Source organism: Amycolatopsis solani, assembly GCF_033441515.1.
In the GTDB taxonomy this organism is placed as follows: domain Bacteria; phylum Actinomycetota; class Actinomycetes; order Mycobacteriales; family Pseudonocardiaceae; genus Amycolatopsis; species Amycolatopsis solani.
On the sequence record NZ_JAWQJT010000001.1, the window covers coordinates 3798246 to 3816616 of the forward strand.

Annotated in this window: 17 protein-coding genes; 13 read left to right on the forward strand and 4 right to left on the reverse strand. The window is 71.1% G+C overall.

The genetic code is table 11. From position 1 onward, the window contains the following. Positions 1–47: 47 nt before the first annotated feature. Positions 48–563, reverse strand: coding sequence for a DUF899 family protein (locus tag SD460_RS18065; RefSeq protein WP_290060675.1), 516 nt, complete (start codon positions 561–563; stop codon positions 48–50). A gap of 601 nt (positions 564–1164) precedes the next feature. Here SD460_RS18065 and SD460_RS18070 point away from each other — a divergent pair. Beyond that, positions 1165–1785 (forward strand): L-threonylcarbamoyladenylate synthase, encoded by a 621-nt coding sequence (locus SD460_RS18070; RefSeq protein WP_290056279.1) that lies wholly within the window; start codon positions 1165–1167, stop codon positions 1783–1785. Between the two features lie 6 nt (positions 1786–1791). Here SD460_RS18070 and SD460_RS18075 read toward each other — a convergent pair whose 3' ends face one another. Then, positions 1792–2457, reverse strand: coding sequence for a maleylpyruvate isomerase family mycothiol-dependent enzyme (locus tag SD460_RS18075; RefSeq protein ID WP_290056281.1), 666 nt, complete (start codon positions 2455–2457; stop codon positions 1792–1794). A 127-nt stretch (positions 2458–2584) separates the two neighbouring features. Here SD460_RS18075 and SD460_RS18080 point away from each other — a divergent pair, with 127 nt between their 5' ends. Together SD460_RS18080 and SD460_RS18085 are read left to right on the forward strand one after the other, a co-directional pair. After that, positions 2585–2968 carry a YciI family protein gene (locus SD460_RS18080; RefSeq protein WP_290056282.1) on the forward strand — a complete coding sequence of 128 codons (384 nt, stop codon included), beginning with the start codon at positions 2585–2587 and terminating at the stop codon, positions 2966–2968. After that, complete coding sequence (locus SD460_RS18085; RefSeq protein ID WP_290056284.1) at positions 2965–4182, forward strand: RNA polymerase sigma factor; 1218 nt, start codon at positions 2965–2967, stop codon at positions 4180–4182. The genes SD460_RS18080 and SD460_RS18085 overlap by 4 nt, the downstream gene beginning before the upstream one ends. An 82-nt stretch (positions 4183–4264) precedes the next feature. Here the strand turns inward: SD460_RS18085 and SD460_RS18090 are convergent, their stop codons facing one another. Both SD460_RS18090 and SD460_RS18095 read right to left on the reverse strand, forming a co-directional pair. After that, complete coding sequence (locus SD460_RS18090; protein WP_290056285.1) at positions 4265–4963, reverse strand: winged helix-turn-helix transcriptional regulator; 699 nt, start codon at positions 4961–4963, stop codon at positions 4265–4267. Between the two features lie 67 nt (positions 4964–5030). Continuing rightward, positions 5031–5837 (reverse strand): AfsR/SARP family transcriptional regulator, encoded by an 807-nt coding sequence (locus SD460_RS18095; RefSeq protein WP_290056286.1) that lies wholly within the window; start codon positions 5835–5837, stop codon positions 5031–5033. A gap of 498 nt (positions 5838–6335) precedes the next feature. Here SD460_RS18095 and SD460_RS18100 point away from each other — a divergent pair, with 498 nt between their 5' ends. The 10 genes from SD460_RS18100 to SD460_RS18145 all read left to right on the forward strand — a co-directional run bounded on the left by SD460_RS18100 (position 6336) and on the right by SD460_RS18145 (position 18124). After that, on the forward strand, positions 6336–7241 hold the full coding sequence (locus SD460_RS18100) for a helix-turn-helix domain-containing protein (RefSeq protein WP_290056287.1): 906 nt from the start codon (positions 6336–6338) through the stop codon (positions 7239–7241). Positions 7242–7272: 31 nt separating this feature from the next. Further along, the gene (locus SD460_RS18105; protein ID WP_318306406.1) at positions 7273–8268 is read left to right on the forward strand and encodes a DUF1702 family protein; all 996 of its coding nucleotides are present in this window, start codon (positions 7273–7275) and stop codon (positions 8266–8268) included. A 150-nt stretch (positions 8269–8418) separates the two neighbouring features. Continuing rightward, the gene (locus SD460_RS18110) at positions 8419–9402 is read left to right on the forward strand and encodes a DUF1702 family protein (RefSeq protein WP_290056290.1); all 984 of its coding nucleotides are present in this window, start codon (positions 8419–8421) and stop codon (positions 9400–9402) included. Continuing rightward, positions 9399–11372 carry a CRTAC1 family protein gene (locus SD460_RS18115; protein WP_290056292.1) on the forward strand — a complete coding sequence of 658 codons (1974 nt, stop codon included), beginning with the start codon at positions 9399–9401 and terminating at the stop codon, positions 11370–11372. The genes SD460_RS18110 and SD460_RS18115 overlap by 4 nt, the downstream gene beginning before the upstream one ends. Position 11373: 1 nt before the next feature. Beyond that, positions 11374–12378, forward strand: a complete 1005-nt coding sequence (locus tag SD460_RS18120; protein ID WP_290056293.1) for an enediyne biosynthesis protein — start codon at positions 11374–11376, stop codon at positions 12376–12378. Continuing rightward, complete coding sequence (locus tag SD460_RS18125; RefSeq protein ID WP_318306407.1) at positions 12375–13751, forward strand: cytochrome P450; 1377 nt, start codon at positions 12375–12377, stop codon at positions 13749–13751. Before SD460_RS18120 ends, SD460_RS18125 begins: the two co-directional genes overlap by 4 nt. A gap of 35 nt (positions 13752–13786) precedes the next feature. Then, the gene (locus SD460_RS18130) at positions 13787–14356 is read left to right on the forward strand and encodes a DUF5987 family protein (protein ID WP_290056297.1); all 570 of its coding nucleotides are present in this window, start codon (positions 13787–13789) and stop codon (positions 14354–14356) included. Further along, positions 14353–16005, forward strand: coding sequence for a GMC family oxidoreductase (locus SD460_RS18135; RefSeq protein ID WP_290056299.1), 1653 nt, complete (start codon positions 14353–14355; stop codon positions 16003–16005). The genes SD460_RS18130 and SD460_RS18135 overlap by 4 nt, the downstream gene beginning before the upstream one ends. Positions 16006–16071: 66 nt before the next feature. After that, positions 16072–17133: a carboxymuconolactone decarboxylase family protein gene (locus tag SD460_RS18140; RefSeq protein ID WP_290056301.1), complete on the forward strand. Its 1062-nt coding sequence runs from the start codon at positions 16072–16074 to the stop codon at positions 17131–17133. A gap of 196 nt (positions 17134–17329) precedes the next feature. After that, positions 17330–18124 carry a TIGR03084 family metal-binding protein gene (locus SD460_RS18145; protein ID WP_290056303.1) on the forward strand — a complete coding sequence of 265 codons (795 nt, stop codon included), beginning with the start codon at positions 17330–17332 and terminating at the stop codon, positions 18122–18124. The last annotated feature ends 247 nt before the right edge of the window (positions 18125–18371 follow it).

The window sequence follows — 18371 nt, forward strand, 5'->3', positions numbered from 1 at the left end:
CGGTCCCGGCGGCCGTTCGGACGCCGGGAAACGGAGTGGACGGACGCTCAGCGGCCGCCCGGTGCGGGCGGGAACCCGAAGGCGTGCGCGAGCAGCCCGAGGAAGTCGAGGCGGGGCACCGCGACGGACCCGGTGTGCAGGACCGAACCCTGTGCCAGCCGGAAGAAGCTCAGCCCGGACTCGTCGTCGTCCCACGAGTCGCCACCCGCGGCCCCGGGGATGTGCCGGGTCGCCGGGAAGTCGTCGGTGAACCGGGTGCCCGCGGCCGAGAACGCGGCGACGTCCCAGCCGAGGTGCCGCCGGTACTGCTCGACCTTGGCGTAGGGCGCGCGGGACACCAGCACCAGCAGCAGGCCGGGATCGTCCAGCGCGGCCGCGACGTCGGCGGTCGGTACCAGGTCGGCGGGTCCGCTGTGGTCGGCCATCGGGTGGTGCACGGCCAGGCGCTGGTGACCGCCGAACAGCCCGGCCAGCGAAACCCGGCCCCGCGCCCCCTCGAACAGGTACTCGGCCCCGGCGACGACGCGGGGGCGATCCAGCTCCGGCACGGTCAGCTCCGTCATGACTCGTCCTCCCTGGCTGTGGTCCCACAGCGGATTGTGAGCCGGTGCCGGTGCGGGAGCCCAGCGTTCGGGCGGGGAACCGCACCTTAGGAGACGCGGACCCGCGTGTCGCTGCTCGCTTGGTCGGGCGCGGCTGCGGGCTCCGGCTCCGGATGACGTGAATGACTCATTCCTGTCGTCGGACGACAGGAATGAGTCATTCACGACGTTTGGCGAGGGGGCGCCGGGCGTGCGGGGTGTGGTGTCGCGGGGGTCGGGTGCGGGGTGCTGGTCGGTGGTGGGGGTCGCGAATGAGTCATTGGGGGCTTCGGTGGTCCCGAATGAGTCATTCGCGACCCTGGGCTTGGCGAGGTGCCACCTGGGCGCGCGGGGTGTGGTGGCTGCGGCCGGGCGTGGCGGGCTTGCGCGGGGTGCTGGTCGGTGGTGGGGGTCGCGAATGAGTCATTGGGGGCTTCGGTGGTCCCGAATGAGTCATTCGCGACCCCCTCGACCGGTAAGCGACCACCCGGCGTGCGGGGTGTGGCGTCCCGCGGGGCCGAACGCGTGCCGGGTGGAGCGGGCCCGCCGTGCCGGTGTGGGCCGGCGACCCTAGGCTCGGCCCATGGCACGCTATTTCGACCTGCACCCGGAGAACCCGCAGAAGCGGTCGCTGGGCCAGGTCGTCGAAATCCTCCGCGGCGACGGGCTGATCGCCTACCCGACCGACTCGTGCTTCGCGCTCGGGTGCCGGCCGGGGAACCGGGACGGGCTCGACCGGATCCGCAGCATCCGCAAGCTGGACCACCGGCACCACTTCACGCTGGTCTGCCAGGACTTCGCGCAGCTCGGGCAGTTCGTCATCGTCGACAACGCGGTCTTCCGCGCGATCAAGGCGGCGACCCCCGGCAGCTACACGTTCATCCTGCCCGCCACGAAGGAGGTGCCGCGGCGGCTGATGCACGAGAAGAAGAAGACCGTCGGCGTGCGCATCCCGAACCACCGCGTCACCCAGGCGCTGCTCGCCGAGCTCGGTGAACCGCTGCTGTCGAGCACGCTGCTGCTGCCCGGCGAGGGCGAGCCGATGACGCAGGGCTGGGAGATCAAGGAAGAGCTGGACAACCAGCTCGAAGCGGTCCTCGACTCGGGGGACTGCGGGGTCGAGCCGACGACCGTGGTGGACTTCTCCTCGGGCGAGGCGGAGATCCTGCGCGTCGGCGCCGGTGACCCTGCCCCGTTCGAGTGACGGCGGTCAGCTCTCCAGCAGTTCCAGCCATTCGGCGGTGTGGCGCCCGGTGAACGTCAGGTCCAGCTCTTCGGCGAACCGGCGGCCGGTCACCAGCAGGCAGAAGTCCTCCGCCGGTCCGCTCACGCGGTCGGTCGCGTTCTCCGGGCCGAAGTCCCAGCGCGTTCCCGACGGGGCGGTCAGCTCGAAGCGGAACGGCTTCGCGGGCGGCGTCTCCTGGTGGCGCCGGTAGGCCCGATCCCTGGTCCGGACGCCGTAGTACGCGACGTGGCCGATGGCGTCGTCACGCTGGGGGTGGACGCCGAACAGGTCGGCGATGTCCTGGCCGCCGGCGAAGACCTCGGTCAGCACGGCCGCGGCGAGGACCGACGGGCGCAGGGGGCCGTCGCTCCACGGCAGCTCCGGCTCCGGTGGGGCCGAGGCCAGCAGCGCGTTGGCCTTCCGCTGCTCGATCAGCCAGATCAGGATGGCCTCGTCGAGCGAGTCGTAGGAGATCTGCGGGGTGACGCCGAAGGCGCCCGGGTTTTCGACGCTGAGCCGGACCAGCCGCGCGGTCGACGTCAACCGGGCGAAGTGCCCGGTGATGTTCGGGCCGGGACCGTACCCGTGGCGTTCGGCCAGCTCGGCCAGCGCCTCCGTCTCGGTCTGCAGGTCCGTGAACACGTCGGCCATCGGTGCCGCCCTCCTGGGGTCCGGGACTGCCCGGGTCCAGGCTGGCAGGCGGGCTCGCGGGGGCTCCACTCCGCGGTTGCGACGTCCGCCTCGGCTATGTTCATCCGCACGGACGAAGGGAGCGGGCGTGAAGTACCTGCTGGCGATGTACCTGAACCCCGACGTGATGGCGAACCTGTCCGAGGCCGAGATGGACACCATCATGACCGGGCACCAGGATTTCATCCGCACGATCAGGGAATCCGGCGAGATGATCAGCACGCAGGCGCTCGGCGCGGTCGCCGACAGCTCCGTCGTGCGGGTGCGCTCGGGCCTGCCCGCGGTCACCGACGGGCCGTTCCTGGAATCGAAGGAATTCCTCGCCGGCTACTACCTCGTGGAGTGCGCGAGCAAGGACCGCGCCGTCGAGCTCGCGGCGCTGATCCCCGACGCCGCCGTCGACGGCCTCGGCATCGAAGTGCGCGAGGTCGTCTTCTTCGCCGACGCCGAAACCGAAGTCCCCATGGCGTGAGCGGCGTCGCCGAGGTCCTGCGGCCGCTGGTGCCGCAGGTGCTGGGCGTGCTCGTCCGCAAGTACGGCCAGTTCGACGCCTGCGAGGACGCCGTGCAGGAGGCCCTGCTCGCGGCGAGCGAGCAGTGGCCGGTCGACGGGGTGCCGGACCACCCGCGCAGCTGGCTCGTCACGGTCGCCACCCGGCGGCTCACCGACCTCTGGCGCAGCGAAAGCGCCCGTCGCCGTCGCGAAGAGACGGTCGCTGTGCGCGAGCCGGCCGCCGTCGTCGCCGGTCCCGGGGAGGAGCGGCCCGCCGAGTCCGATGACACGCTGTCGCTGCTGTTCCTGTGCTGCCACCCGGCGGTTTCGCCGCCGTCGCAGGTCGCGCTGACGCTGCGCGCGGTCGGCGGCCTGACCACGGCGCAGATCGCGAGCGCGTTCCTGGTGCCCGAGGCGACCATGGCGCGCCGGATCACCCGGGCGAAGGAGAGCATCGCGGCGGCGGGCTCGACGTTCAGCGAACCGTCGCCCGCGGACTTTCCGGAGCGGTTGCGCGTGGTGCTCCAGGTGCTGTACCTGATCTTCAACGAGGGGTACACGGCGACGTCGGGGGAGCACCTGCTGCGCGTCGAGCTCGCGGCGGAGGCGATCCGGCTGACGCGCGCGGTGCGCGCCCTGCTCCCGGGCGAAGGCGAAGTCGCCGGGCTGCTGGCGCTGATGCTGCTGACGGACGCGCGGCGGGCGGCGCGCACCGGCCCGGAGGGCGAGCTGGTCCCGCTGCCGGAGCAGGACCGCGGCCGCTGGGACGCGGCGATGATCGCGGAGGGCGTCGAGCTGGTCCGTGCGGTGCTCGGCCGCGGCCCGATCGGGCCGTACCAGGTCCAGGCGGCGATCGCGGCGCTGCACGACGAAGCGCCGAGTACGGAAACGACGGATTGGCCGCAGATCGTCGAGCTCTACGGCGTGCTGGGCGAGCTGATGCCGGGCCCGGTGGTCACGGTGAACCGGGCGGTGGCCGTCGCGCAGGTGTCGGGCCCGGAAGCCGCGCTGGAGCTGCTCGACGGCGTCGACGTGGCGCACCGGGCCGACGCGGTCCGCGCGCACCTGCTGGAGGACGCGGGCCGCGCGGCGGAGGCACGGGAGTTCTACCTGCGGGCGGCGAAGCGGACCGAGAGCGACCCGGAACGCCGTTACCTGCAAGCGAAAGCGGCGCGGCTCGGCCCCGGGATGTAGTGAATGACTCATTCCTGTCGTCCGGCGACAGGAATGAGTCATTCACGGCATCGGGGCGGGCCGGCGGTGTCCGATGTGGACGTCAGCGGACCACGATGCCGGTCGCCGGCTCCGGGGCCGCCGGGACGTGGAACAGCCGGCCGAACAGCTCCAGGTCGGACAGCTCGCCCTCGATCGCGATCTTGCCCGAGCGCAGTGCCGTCGGCGCGGGGAGCTGGCCGCTCATCAGGTCCAGCAGCGCCGCGCCGTGCACGGCCTTGATGACCAGGTCGGCACCCGCGAACCGGCCCTCGCCGACCTTGACCGCGCCGTCCTCGACGAGGGCGTGCACGATCATGCGGTCGTCGTAGCGGATCTCGAAGTTGATCTGGACGCCTTCCGCGCACTCGGCGCGGAACGTCGTGTACAGCGACAGGATCGCCGCGTCCAGGGTGAACACGTCGTCGGCGCCGGGGGCGTGCAGCGAGCGGGCACCCCACAGGCCGAGGTCGAGCAGAATGTGGTCGAGCTCGCTGCCGTACTGGGTCAGCTCGTAGACCAGGCCCGCCTCGAGCTCGGCGCGGACGCGGCGGCGGATCACGCCGGTCGCCTCCAGCTCGTTGAGCCGGGCCGACAGGATGGACGGCGGGATCTTCGGCAGGCCGGCCTGCAGCTCGTCGTAGCGCTTCGCGCCGAGCACCAGATCGCGGATGATCAGCAGCGACCAGCGCTCGCCGATGAGCTCGAGCGCGCGGGCGACGCCGCAGAACTGGCCGTAGGCACGGGTTTGTGCAGTGGGCATCGAACGTTCCTCACTTCTTTCTCGGGCGATCCGACGGTTCGGCGGGTGCCGGGGAAGTCTGGGCGGATCAGCGGTGGTCGCCTTCGGAGATCAGTTCCCGGTGCAGGATCTGCAGGTCGTCGCACGGTTCGACGCCCAGCTCGCCGGCCAGCCGGGACCGGAGTCTGCGGTAGACGGTCATCGCGTCGGACCGCCGTCCACTGCGGCCGAGCGCACGCATCAGCTGCCCGTGCAGGGCTTCGTCGAGCGGGCTGCCGGTGGTCAGCGAGCGCAGCTCGCCGATCAGCTCGCGGTGCCGCCCGCCGATGATCTCCGCTTCGATCCGCAGGTGCAGCACGCTGCGCCGCTGCTCCAGCAGCTCGGTCCGGTAGGCGGACAGCACCGGTCCACAGTGGACGTTCGCGAACGGGGTGCCGGACCAGAGGTCCAGCGCCGCCCGGTAGGCGTCCGCGGCGGCCGAGTGGTCGCCGGCGTCCTGGTGCTCGTGGCCGATCTGCTGCAGCCGGGTGAAGTCGTGGGTGTCCACCTGGGCCGGGTCGATGTGGAAGGTGTAACCCGATTGCTTGGTGGTCAACATCTTCTCACCGTCGGCCGCGAGCTCGTTCTGGTCGATGCACCGGCGGAGGTGGTAGACGTAGGTGTGCAGCGTGGTCCGGACCGTCCGCGGCGGGTTGTCCGACCAGAGCTCCCGGATCAGGGTGTCGATGTGTACCATCTTCCCCGGTCGCATCACGAGCACGGCCAGCAGTGCCAGCACCTTCGGGGTCGTCGGGGCGAAATCCGTTCCCCCGCGCAGCACTTCCAGCGGCCCCAGCACGGTGAAGCGGACACCACCTCGGTCCGGCTCGTTGGTTCGCCGCTGTTCGGAGTACATGGCAGGCCTCCAGCATCATCAATGCGTCCTCGCGCTCCCCAGTTCGTGCCGCGCGGGTCGGTGGACGGCCGAACTCCGGGCTTCTATCCGAATGTGACAGAGCGGGGCCGCAACGGCCAGTGAACCGCCCACCAGAGTCCTTGTGCGTTCGCCCTGTCCGCGCATGCGTTTCGCAGGGTCCGCACGTGCGTTTCGCATCCTCGGCCATCTGGCCGAACCAGGGACCCCGGCCGTCCGGGGGGTCCCTGGATCGGACCAAACGGGACTCCCGGCGGACCGCGGACGATCAAGACGGCGGGTGTTGCGCACGCCGGAGCCGGGTGTTGCGCACCCCACACCCGGGTGGAACCCCCGCACCCGGGTGGGTGTCACGCGTCCGGGTCGGACGGACATCGGCATTCCTCAATCGCTCGTCGATCGATCTGCGAGAAGTGGCGTCTTCCCTGGCACCAGGAGAACCAGGAGAACTGCCATCAGGGGAATTCGAGGTTTGGACTGATGATGTTGCGCTCTATTGCGGCTGTCGGGAACGACGGCGAGTTCGGCGAACAGCGCCGCGAACCGGCGCTCGAGCGAGTGGAAAAGTCGGTCCGGCCCGCCGTCCTGCAAGCGATCTCTTCCATCCAGGAGCGGTACTTCGAGCCGATCACCCTCGCGGAGCTGGCGTCCGAGGTGTTCGTCAGCCGGTTCCACTTCTCCCGGATGTTCGCGGAGGCCACCGGGGTCACCCCCGGCCGCTTCCTCACCGCGGTGCGGCTGTTCGAAGCGAAGCGGCTGCTGCTGACGACGTCGCTGAACGTCTCGGACATCGTGTGCAGCGTCGGCTACAGCAGCGTCGGCACGTTCACCAGCCGGTTCTCGCGGGCGGTCGGGATGACCCCGACGCAGTACCGCGAGCCGCAGGTCGCCGAGCTGCTCGTGGCGATCTCGCCGACGTTCCAGCGGCTCCCGCCGCTGCGGACGCTGCGCGCGGCCGGCCGCAGCTGCGCTTCGCTGCAGACCGGCACGGGCGTGCTGTCCCTGCACCTGGACATGCCGCGTGGCTCGGCACCCGCGGACACGCTGGTCGGGCTGTTCGCCGATCCGGTGCCCCAGTGCGGGCCGGTCGCCTTCGGCGGCATGGCCAACATGAGCTCCGGTGACCTGACCATCCACGGGGTCCCGGCCGGGCGGTGGACGGCGATCGCGGTCGCCCAGCACCAGCCGGGCAACGCCGGGCCGCGGTTCTCGATCGGCTACTCGGCCGTGCAGGTGGCCCCGCACGGCCAGTCGACCGGCCGGGTCGGCCTGCGCGCGCCCGCGTCGACCGACGCGCCGATCGCGATCACCCTGGCGTCGAAGCAGTCGCCGTTCACCCAGCGGATGCTCGCCGCCCAGCGGCCGCACCTGCGCGCCGTCGCCTGATCCCCTTCGACGAGTAAGGACGACTACGACGATGTCCACCTTCATCGGAGTTCTGCGCAAGAAGGTGCTCGCGCCTTCACTCGCTTCGGTCGGGTTCGCCGACCGCGGTTTCCCGGTCACCCACACCGACGCGACGGCCCGGCTGGAGGCGGTGCCGCAGGCGGTCGTGTGCGGGTTCGAATGGGCCATCGAAGGTGCCTCGCTGTGGGAGATCGAGCGCCGCCTGGCGCTGATCGAGCCGGAGCAGCGCGGCTTCGCCTACGAAGGCGCCACGATGGGCTACTCGATCCTCGACGCCATGCCGGGCGGCGGCCGCGACCGGACTCGCGAGCTGCTCGAGGGACCGGGCCGCCCGCACATCTTCCTGACCTACATCGGGATCGGCTTCGCCATGGCGCGGCTGCCGCGTCCACTGTGGAAGAACATCCTGCCCGAGCTGACCGGGGTGCCCTACCACCCGGTGATGAGCTGGCTCGCCGTCGACGGCTACGGCTTCGACCGCGCCTACTTCGACACGGACAAGTGGGTCGGCGAGCAGGCCGAGCCGCAGCCCTACCCGTGGGCGGGCCGCCCGGAGTACTTCGCCCGCGCCTTCGACCAGGGCGTCGGCCGGGCCCTGTGGTTCATCAACGGCGGCAACCCGGAGGCGGTCGCGGCCGCGGTCGGGCGGTTCGCCGAGGGTCGCCGGGCGGACCTGTGGAGCGGGGTCGGCCTGGCGGCGACGTTCGCCGGCGGCGCCGACCAGTCCGGGCTGGGCAAGCTGCGGCAGCTGGCCGGGGAGCACTACGACGAGCTCGCGCTCGGCGTGGTGTTCGCGGTCAAGGCCCGCACGTACTCCTCCTACGTCCCGGCCCACACCCACCTCGCGGCCGGCGTGCTCATCGACCTGTCGGTCCAGGGCGCGCAGAACCTCGCGGACCGCACCGAGCGAGCCGACGGCGAGGACGGCCCGGAACCGGCCTACGAACTGTGGCGGCAGCGGATCCGCGACGAATTCGACGTGGCCGCCCGGCGCCGCGCGAGCTAGTCGTGGGTGTTCAGTCGGGTTCTAACCCGACTGAACACTCACGACCGGCGGCGCCCACGCAAGGGTGGAGTAGAGCGCTGACCTGCACATCTGTGACCGTAGAACGGGAAACCGATCCATTCCAATTCGACCCGTAAGGGGGAGAGTGCGTTGGGCAATGGTTGGCGCGCGCTCAGGCGTCGCATCCTGACACCGAACGTCTCGGAGACTTCGCTGGAGAAGCGGGGCTTCCACCGGAAGAGCCCAGCCGCACAGGAACGACTCGAGACGGTCGGCGAAAAATTCCTCCTCGGGTACGCCCACGCGGTCGAAGCGCGTTCGGTCGAGCAAGCCGAGGAATGGCTCGAGCAGATCCCGACCCAGTTCCGCGGCTTCGCCTACGAGGGCGCGGGAATGGGGTACGGCGTCCTCGACGGGCTGCCGTTCGGCAAGAGCACGAACATCGCCGAATTCCTGGCCGGTCCCGGCGAGAAGCACGACTACATCATCTACGTCGGGGTCGGCTGGGCCATGTGCCGGCTCCCGCGGTTCGCGTGGCCGAAGGCGTCGGCGTTCGACCCGCTGCTGCGCTGGCTCGTGCTCGACGGCTACGGCTTCCACCAGGCCTACTTCAAGACCGACAAGTACATCCGGCAGCAGTACCAGGAGCCGGGCTTCTCCTGGCCGGACCGGCGTTACGACGGCTACGCGCTGCGGGCCATCGACCAGGGCATCGGCCGGGCGCTGTGGTTCATCTGCGGCACCGACGTCGAGCTGGTGACCAAGACGATCGAGGAGTTCCCCACCTCGCGTCACGGCGACCTGTACGCGGGGGTCGGGCTGGCCTCGACCTACGCGTGCGGCGTCACGGCCGACGAGCTGGGGGAGCTGGTCGACCGCGCCGGGATCCACCACGGGCAGCTGGCCCAGGGCAGCGCCTTCGCCGCCGAGTGCCGGGTGCGCTCGGGCCTGATGATCCCGGAAACCGAGATGGCGGCCCAGGCGATCTGCGGGCTGTCCGCCGAACGCGCCGCGGCCATCACCCAAGAGGTCCGGCCGGCCGTGGTCGTCGACGGTGACGACGTCCCGGCGTTCGAAACCTGGCGGCAGCGGATCGCCGAAGAAGTGCTGACCCACGGAGGGAAGAACAAATGACCGCGACCTTCGGCTGGCTGCGCAAGCAGCTGGCGGGCATCGTGGCGCTGGTGCTGATCCTCGGCCTGTTCCTGGTCGCACGGCTGCCCAGCGTCTCCGCCGCCGAACAGGACAAGCTGGCGGACCAGTTCCACTTCACCCCGATGACGATCGCGCTGCCCGCGGCCACGAAGTCGCAGTCGATCCGGACGGTGAACAAGGAGTACGAGCACATCGCCGCGTGGATCTCCTCGGTCGGTGCCGCGATCGCGATCAACGACATCAGCGGCAGCGGCAAGCCCAACGACCTCTGCCTCGTCGACCCGCGCAGCGACCAGGTCGTCATCACGCCGGCGCCGGACTCCGGCCCGCGGTACGCACCCTTCGCGCTCGACCCCGCCCCGGCGCTGCCGACGTGGGACTACATGGCGCCGATGGGCTGCGTGCCCGGTGACTACAACGAAGACGGCCGCACCGACATCCTGGCCTACTACTGGGGCCGGACGCCGGTCCTGTTCCTGCAGAAGGCGAACGCGACCAAGTTCGACGCGTCCGCGTTCCAGCCGACCGAGCTGGTGCCGGGCAACCACCGCGGCGCCGACGGCAAGTACAACGGTCCACTGTGGAACACCGACTCGGTCACCATCGGCGACTTCGACGGTGACGGGCACGTCGACATCTTCGTCGGGAACTACTTCCCGGACAGCAAGGTCCTCGACCCGAACGCCGACGGCGGCATCACGCTGAACCAGTCGATGTCGCACGCCACGAACTCCGGCGCCAAGTACATCTACCGCTGGACCGGCGCCAAGTCCGGGGCGAACCCGCAGGCGAACTTCGTCGACGCGTCCCAGGGCATCCCGGAGAGCGCGCGCCTCGGCTGGACGCTGGCTTCCAGCGCCACCGACGTCGACGGCGACAGCCTGCCCGAGCTCTACATCGCCAACGACTTCGGGCACGACCACTTCCTGTACAACAAGTCCACGCCGGGCCACATCGAGTTCGGTGAGGTCAACGGCGTCCGCGGGATCGACGACCCGAAGTCGAAGGTGCTGGGCCACGACTCCTTCAAGGGGATGGGCGTCGACTTCGGCGACCTGAACCACGACGGCCTCTACGACCTGTTCGTCAGCAACATCACGACGTCGTGGGGCATCGAAGAGTCGAACTTCCAGTTCATGAACCGGGCCAAGGACAACGCGGACCTGACCGCGCAGCTGAAGGACGGGGTTGCCCCCTTCCACGACGACAGCGGCTCGGCCGGCACGGCGTGGTCCGGCTGGGGCTGGGACGTCAAGATCCAGGACTTCAACAACAGCGGCGAGAACCAGATCGCCCAGGCGACCGGGTTCGTCAAGGGCCAGGTCAACCGCTGGCCGAACCTGCAGGAGATCGCCACCGCCCACGACGGCCTGCTGTCGAACCCGTTCTGGTGGCCGAACGCCCGTGCCGGTGACGACATCGGTGGCGACCAGACCCTGCACTTCTTCGTGAAGAGCCCGGACGGCCGGTACGTCGACCTCGCGCCGAAGCTGGGCCTGGCGGTGCCGGTCCCGACCCGCGGCATCGCGGTCGGCGACACCGACGGGGACGGCCTGCCCGAGTTCGCCGTGGCGCGGCAGTGGGAGCAGCCGATCTTCTACCACAACGACAGCCCGAACCCCGGCAAGTTCCTGCAGCTGAAGCTGTTCACCGACGCCCCGGTGGCGCCCGGCCCGCTGCCCGCGGCCGGCCCGCCCGCGATCGGCGCCCAGGTCACCGTGACGACCTCGGACGGCAAGAAGTACCTCGGCCGGGTCGACGGCAGCAGCGGGGAAGCCGGCCGGCGCAGCTTCGACATCCAGATCGGTCTCGGCCAGGACGTCAGCGGCCCGCTCGACGTGCACCTGCAGTGGCGGGACCGGACCGGGCAGCTGCGGACGCAGGACCTGAAGCTCGAACCCGGTTGCCACATGTACCAGCTGGGCTCCACGGCGAAGGAAGCGATGTGACATGGCCACCCCGACTCTGACCAAGGTGGAGAGCGCGCCACCGAAGCGGACCAACAAGGTCATCACCGCACTGCGGCGCTTCGCGATCTCGATCACGATCTTCAACATCGTCGGCTACACGTTCCTCGGCTTCGAGCAGCCGTACCTGTACCCGTTCGTCGCGCTGGCGACCGCGTACACCACGGAGATCCTGCTCGAGATCATCAACTCCCGCGTGACCAAGCGCGACGTCCGGTTCCGGGGCAACGGGTTCAAGGGGCTCGTGGAGTTCCTCCTCCCGGCGCACATCACCGGTCTCGCGCTGAACATGCTGACCTACGTCAACGACCGGATCTTCGTGATGATCTTCGGGGTCGTCGTCGCCGTCGGTGCGAAGTGGGTGCTGCAGGCCCCGGTGTACGGCCGGATGCGGCACTACATGAACCCGTCGAACTTCGGCATCACGATCATCCTGCTGGTGTTCCCGTGGGCGAGCATCGCGCCGCCGTACCACTTCACCGAGCAGATCCCCACCTGGGGCGGCTGGCTGATCGTCGGCATCATCCTGGTGTCGGGCACGGTGCTCAACGCGCTGCTGACCAACCGGATGTGGCTGATCCTGGGCTGGCTGAGCTTCTTCGTGGTCCAGGCCTTCGTCCGCGGCTGGCTCTTCGGCACGTCGATCCCCGGCGCGCTGGCGATGGGGACCGGCGTCGCGTTCGTGCTCTACACCAACTACATGGTGACCGACCCGGGCACGTCGCCGTCGAAGCCGTTCTCGCAGTTCGCCTTCGGGTCCGGCGTGGCGCTGGCGTACGGCTTCTTCACCGCCGTGCACGTGGCCTACGGGCTGTTCCTGGCCACCGCGACCGTCTGCCTGATCCGCGGGATGTTCCTGTGGGGCCTGCACTTCTCGAACAAGGCCCGCATCAAGTTCGAAGCCGACCAGGCCGCGCAGAAGGCGAAGCTCGAACTCGCCGCGGCCCCGCCGGCCGATGACGAGAAGCCGGGAGCCGTCGCGGCATGACGGAGCCCACGGACGACACCCGGGCGGCGCGCACCGCGCCGCCCGGGCCGCCGCGCCGAGCGACGATCCGGTTGCTGAAGCAGCTCTTCACCGACCGGCTCGCGCTCATGGGCGACAACGCCGAGGCCTACGGCGACGTCGTCCGCATCGCCATCGGACCGAAGGCGATGTACCTGGTGAACCACCCCGACCTGGCCAAGCACGTGCTCGCGGACAACGCCGCGAACTACCACAAGGGCATCGGCCTGCAGGAGGCCCGCCGGGCGCTCGGCGACGGCCTGCTCACCAGCGACGGGGAGACCTGGCGCAAGCAGCGCCGGACCATCCAGCCGGTGTTCCAGCCCAAGCGGATCTCGCGCCAGGCCGGGATCGTCGCGTCCGAAGTGGATGGTCTCGTCCGGCGGCTCGCCGCGCACGACGGGCCGGTCGAGATCCTGCACGAGATGACCGGGCTGACCCTCGGCGTGCTCGGCAAGACGCTGCTCGACGCCGAACTGGGCGGGTACGAAACCCTCGGCCACTCGTTCGAAGCCGTGCAGGACCAGGCCATGTTCGAGGCGGTCACGCTGAGCATGGTGCCCGAATGGGTGCCGCTCAAGAAGCAGCTGCACTTCCGGACCGCGCGCGAAGACCTGCGCCGGATCGCCGACGAGCTCGTCGACCAGCGGCTCGCGAACCCGGTCGAGGGCGGCGAGGACGTGCTGTCGCGGCTGATCGCGTCGGACTCGGGGGACGGGTCGTCGCGGGAGCGGATGCGCGACGAGCTGATCACGCTGCTGCTCGCCGGGCACGAGACCACCGCGAGCACGCTGGGCTGGGCGTTCCACCTGATCGACGAGCACCCGGAGGTCGGCGAGCGGCTGCACGCCGAAGCCGCCGAGGTGCTCGGCGACCGGTTGCCCGAGCACGAAGACCTGCGGCGGCTGACGTTCACCGTCGCGGTCGTCGAAGAGGTCATGCGGCTGTACCCGCCGGTGTGGCTGCTGCCGCGGATCGCCCAGGCGGACGACGAGATCGGCGGGTACCACGTGCCGGCCGGGTCCGACGTCGTCGTGGTGCCCTACACGCTGCACCGGCACCCGGAGTTCTGGACCGACGCGGAGCGGTTCGACCCGGGCCGGTTCACCGCCGCGGAACGCCCGCCGCGCTACGCCTACCTGCCCTTCGGGGCCGGGCCGAGGTTCTGCATCGGCAACAGCCTCGGGGTGATGGAGGCGGTGTTCGTGCTCGCGATGGCCGCGCGCGATCTCGAGCTGCGCAAGGTGCCGGGCAAGGTCGTCGAACCCGAAGCGATGCTCTCGCTGCGGGTGCGCGGCGGGCTGCCGATGACCGTGCACCGCCGGGAACGGACTCGGCGGTCCGAAGCAGCCTGACGTCTACTGTGGACATTCGATGAGGAGGTAGGCCGGTGCAACCCGAGGCCACCGAAGAAGAACGCGTCAAGGACATGACTCTCGAGGCGTACGCGGACACGATCGTGCCCGGGGAGAAGCGGTACCCGGAGGACCGGGCGATCGCGGGGGCGGCGCCCGGACCCGGCTCGGTCGCCGCTGGTGCGCTCGAGCTGCTGAACTTCGACGCGACCGGCGTCACGGCCGGCCTGCCCTACCTCGCGCAGTCGCTCAACGACCACGCGAAGGCCTACGCCGGGGAGGTGGAGCTGGAGCTCGACCACGACGTCCCGCCGTTCGTCGCGCTGCCGTACGAGCACCGCCGCGAACTGGTGAACCGGCTGACCACGCCGGGGCACCCGGAGAAGGACGGCTGGGTCAGCCTCGCGCTGTTCTGCAACATGGCCTTCGACAGCGCCGCGCACAAGCACACCGCCGAGGCCATCCGCGAGGGGCACCCCGGCCTGCTGGCGCTGGGGTACACCGAGCCGGACGCGGACGGGTTCTGGCGGTTCCCGAAGTACGGCTACGGCCGCAAGCTGGCCGAGCTCCACCCCGACACCACGCCTTCCGGGAGCCCCGCATGACTGCCATCGACAAGACCGACGTCGTCATCGTCGGCAGCGGTTTCGGCGGGTCCATCCCGGCCTACCACCTCGCCGCCGGCGGGGCGAAGGTGACCGTGCTGGAGCGCGGGCCGTGGCTGGCCGCGGCCGACTTCGAGCACGACTACCTGCTCGGCTCGTCCTACACCCGCGCGTTCGACTTCGTCGTCGGCGACGGGATGAGCGTGCTGGGCGGCAACTGCGTCGGCGGCGGCAGCGTGGTGTACTTCGCCGCGATGCCGCGCGCGCCGCGGTTCGTCTTCGAGCGCCACGGCAGCATCGGGCGCCGGATGTGGCCGTCGGTCATCTCCCGCGACACGCTGGAGCCGTGGTACGACCGCGTCGACGAGTCGATCCCGGTGTCCAAACAGGACTGGAGTGACGTCTCCTACGCCGGCGGGCTGTGGGCCGCGGCCTGCAACCACTCGGGCCGGACGGCGAACCCGGCGCCGGTCGCGGTGGACAACGACACCTGCGTCAACTGCAACTTCATGATGGCGGGCTGCAAGTTCGACGCCAAGCGGTCGATGCTGACCAACTACCTGCCCGCGGCCCTGTCGCACGGCGCGGAAATCCGGCCGCTGCACGAGGTCCAGCGCCTCGAGCGCACCGAGGACGGCAGCTACCGCGTCCACTTCGACACCGTGGACGAAGAGGACTACCGGGTGCACACCGGCACCGGCGTGATCGAGGCGAAGGTCGTCATCATCGCCGCAGGCGCCGGCGCGACCCCGGTGATCCTGCAGCGCTCGGAGGCGGCGCTGGGCGAGATGCCGCACGGCGTCGGCCGCTACTTCTCCGGCAACGGCGAGCGGCTCAACACCGCGATCATCGACGAGGACCGCGTCCGCGAGGTGCTCGGGCTGTCCCGTGAGGACGGTCCGGTGTACTCGGCCAACCACATCGGCAAGGGCCCGACCGTGGCGAACTGGGACAAGCTCGACGGGTCGCTGCCGGAGTACGAGCGGTACTCGCTGGAGCAGCTGTACTTCCCGCCCGGGCTGGGCACGATCCTCGCCCAGGTGCCCGGCGGCGAGGAGCCGCGCTGGTACGGGGCGGAGAAGAAGGAGATCCTCAAGCAGTGGGCCAACTGGCTCACGATCTTCCTGATGACCGAGGACGACAACGAGGGCGTCTTCGGCACCCCGCCGCCGACCGGCAACGCCTACCGCATCTCGCAGCAGATGCTGGGCCGCGGTTCGCTGCGCTACGACCCGACCGAGAACACCCGCCACGGCTGGGCGCTCGCGGACGCGGACTGCAAAGCGATCATCGAGAAGGACGGCCTGGCGAAGGTCGCGCCGTGGACGAACGACGTCGTCGGGGCCTACACCGTGCACCCGCTGGCGTCCTGCCGGATCGGCGACGACGCGGCGACGTCCGCGCTGCACCCGAACCACGAGCTGCGCAACCACCCGGGCATCTTCGTCACCGACAGCGCGTCGGTGCCGGGCGCGCTCACGGTCAACCCGGCGATGACCATCGCCGCGCTGGCCGAGCGCTCGGTCCCGGGCATCGTCCGGGAGCTGCAGGCGCGCGGGGTCGACGTCAAGTACGGCGCCCCCTCGCCGGACGGCTCGATCACGGGACGGCGTGCGGTGTCCAAACTGGACCTGGTCGCGGGGAACTGAACCACCGTCAACGAACTCGCGCACCCGGCCCGGGTGCGCGAGTTCGGCGTTTCAGGAGGAGGAACCATGGCTCCGGGATTGGTCAGGCTCGCGCTGCGGCGGACGCTGCGGGACGTGAAGTACGTCGAGGCTGTGCGGCCGCGGCGGGCGAAGGGGCTCGTGAAGGCCGTCTACCGGCAGGTGGAGCGGGACTTCGGGATGCTCGCCCCGCCGATGGCGCTGCACTCGCCGTCGCCGGAGGTGCTCGCCGCGGCCTGGCTGGTGCTGCGGGAGTCGCTGGTGGCGGGCGGGTCCGCGAGCCGGGCGGACAAGGAGGTCGTCGCGGCCGCTGTGTCCGCGGCCAACGACTGCCCGTACTGCGTCGAGGTGCACGGGATGGCGCTCGGGTCGCTGGGGGATCCCGCGGCCGCCGCGGCCATCGAGGCGGGGGACGTCGGGGCCATCCCGGACCGCGACACGCGGGCGCTGGCGGCGTGGGCGCGGGGAGAGGGGCCGCTGCCCGCGGACGTCCCGGCCGGCACCGCCGCCGAGTTCACCGGGGTCGCCGTCGCCTTCCACTACCTCAACCGGGTGGTGAGCGTCTTCCTCGGCCCGTCGCCCCTGCCGGAAAACGTGCCGCCGCCGGCGCGGGCCAAGGCCAAGGCGGTGCTGGGGTTCCTGCTCAAGCCCGGGACCCCGCCGCCGGCCGGGCGGGCGCTGGAACTGCTGCCCGCGGCGGCCGGGGACGGGCCGGACTGGGCGGTGCCGGGGGACACCCTGGCCGACGCCTTCGCGCGCGCCACGGCGGCGGTGGAGGCCGCCGGGGAACGGTCGGTGCCCAGCCGGGTGCGGGACCTCGTCCGCCGGGAGATCAAGGCCTGGGACGGGAAACCGCCCGGGCTGAGCCGCGCGTGGGCCGAGCCCTTGCTCGCCGAACTGCCCGCCGGGGAGCGCGCTGCGGGACGGTTGGCCCTGCTCGTCGCCAAGGCGGCGTACCAAGTCGGGGCCGACGACGTCGCCGCCGTCCACGACGGCGATCGGGGCCTGGTGGAGCTGGTGTCGTGGGCGGCTTTCACCGCCGCCGTGGCCGCCGGTGAGCGCTTGCCGGTCCGCCCGCCAAGAGAAGACCCTGCAGGTCGGCACGGGTGATGATCGGGAGGTCGGATCGCCCGCCGGGGCGCGCAGCACCGGGACACACGCAGAAACCCGGGACCGCGTCGCCGCCCCGCGCGGCAGTCGATCCGCCGGGCCGGCGGTCGCCGCACGGTGGCGCACTTACCCCCGCCACCGCCGCGGCGGCCGCCGGCCCACGAGAAGACGTCGCATCGGGTGAAAGGACAGACAGGTGACTGACACCACGGGCGTGATCGCCGACCTGACCGCGGAGGCCGCCGAGGTGGACGCGCTCGTGGCCGCCCTTTCCGAAGCGGAGTGGGACACCCCCACCCCGGCGCCGGGCTGGCCGGTCCGGCACCAGATCGGGCACCTCGCGTTCATCTTCCGCATCGCGGGCCTCTCGGCCGCGCAGCCGGAGGCCTTCGTCGCCATGACGAAGTCGCTCAAGGGCGGCTTCGAGGCGGCGGTGAACGCCGCGCTGGAGGACTACGTCCACGACCCGGCCGAGGTGCTGCTGACGCGCTGGCGCGCCGAGCGGGACGCGGGGATCAAGGCCCTCGCGGCCGTGCCCGGCGACCAGCTGGTGCCGTGGCTGGTGAACCCGCTGCCGCCGTACGTGCTGGCGTGCGCCGGGATGATGGAGGTCTTCGGGCACGGCCAGGACATCGCCGACGCGCTCGGGGTGCGCCGCGAGCGGACCGACCGGATCAAGCACCTGGTCGGCTTCGCCGTGCGGGTCCGGGACTTCGGCTACGAGGCGCGGAACCTGAAGCCGCCGTCGGAGGAGTTCCGGTTCGAGCTGACCGCGCCCTCGGGCGCGCTCTGGACGTTCGGGCCCGAGGACGCCACCCAGCGGGTCACCGGCAGCGCGGCGGACTTCTGCCTGCTGGTCACCCGGCGGCGGCACCGCTACGACCTCGACGTGCGGGCGCAGGGCACGCTGGCGGACCAGTGGCTCGACATCGCCCAGGCGTACCGCGGGCCGGCCGGCCAGGGGCGCAAGCCCGGCCAGTTCGGCGCCTGATCATCCAAAGTGGACGGTGTGGATCCCTTGTCCCAGCGTGCTGACGTGCCCGCCGCGGGCAGGGAGAGAGAAGACGGTCCGCACCGGCCGGGAGATGCTGGACTTCACGGCCCGGTGGACGGGCACTCCGGCGGCCGGGCCGCCCGAGGAGACAGACCGGCGGCGGGGCGGAAGCCCCGCGCCGGAGGACAGCGGGGACCTGATGGTCCCGGTGATACGGGGCTCGAGAGCCAGTGGGAGTGCGGTG

What these genes read in the sequence shown, in the direction of transcription:
- SD460_RS18065 (WP_290060675.1), bottom strand. Translation starts at nt 563, where the DNA reads ATGACGGAGCTGACCGTGCCGGAGCTGGATCGCCCCCGCGTCGTCGCC.
- SD460_RS18070 (WP_290056279.1), top strand. Translation starts at nt 1,165, where the DNA reads ATGGCACGCTATTTCGACCTGCACCCGGAGAACCCGCAGAAGCGGTCG.
- SD460_RS18075 (WP_290056281.1), bottom strand. Translation starts at nt 2,457, where the DNA reads ATGGCCGACGTGTTCACGGACCTGCAGACCGAGACGGAGGCGCTGGCC.
- SD460_RS18090 (WP_290056285.1), bottom strand. Translation starts at nt 4,963, where the DNA reads ATGCCCACTGCACAAACCCGTGCCTACGGCCAGTTCTGCGGCGTCGCC.
- SD460_RS18095 (WP_290056286.1), bottom strand. Translation starts at nt 5,837, where the DNA reads ATGTACTCCGAACAGCGGCGAACCAACGAGCCGGACCGAGGTGGTGTC.
- SD460_RS18100 (WP_290056287.1), top strand. Translation starts at nt 6,336, where the DNA reads ATGATGTTGCGCTCTATTGCGGCTGTCGGGAACGACGGCGAGTTCGGC.
- SD460_RS18105 (WP_318306406.1), top strand. Translation starts at nt 7,273, where the DNA reads ATGTCCACCTTCATCGGAGTTCTGCGCAAGAAGGTGCTCGCGCCTTCA.
- SD460_RS18115 (WP_290056292.1), top strand. Translation starts at nt 9,399, where the DNA reads ATGACCGCGACCTTCGGCTGGCTGCGCAAGCAGCTGGCGGGCATCGTG.
- SD460_RS18120 (WP_290056293.1), top strand. Translation starts at nt 11,374, where the DNA reads ATGGCCACCCCGACTCTGACCAAGGTGGAGAGCGCGCCACCGAAGCGG.
- SD460_RS18125 (WP_318306407.1), top strand. Translation starts at nt 12,375, where the DNA reads ATGACGGAGCCCACGGACGACACCCGGGCGGCGCGCACCGCGCCGCCC.
- SD460_RS18135 (WP_290056299.1), top strand. Translation starts at nt 14,353, where the DNA reads ATGACTGCCATCGACAAGACCGACGTCGTCATCGTCGGCAGCGGTTTC.
- SD460_RS18140 (WP_290056301.1), top strand. Translation starts at nt 16,072, where the DNA reads ATGGCTCCGGGATTGGTCAGGCTCGCGCTGCGGCGGACGCTGCGGGAC.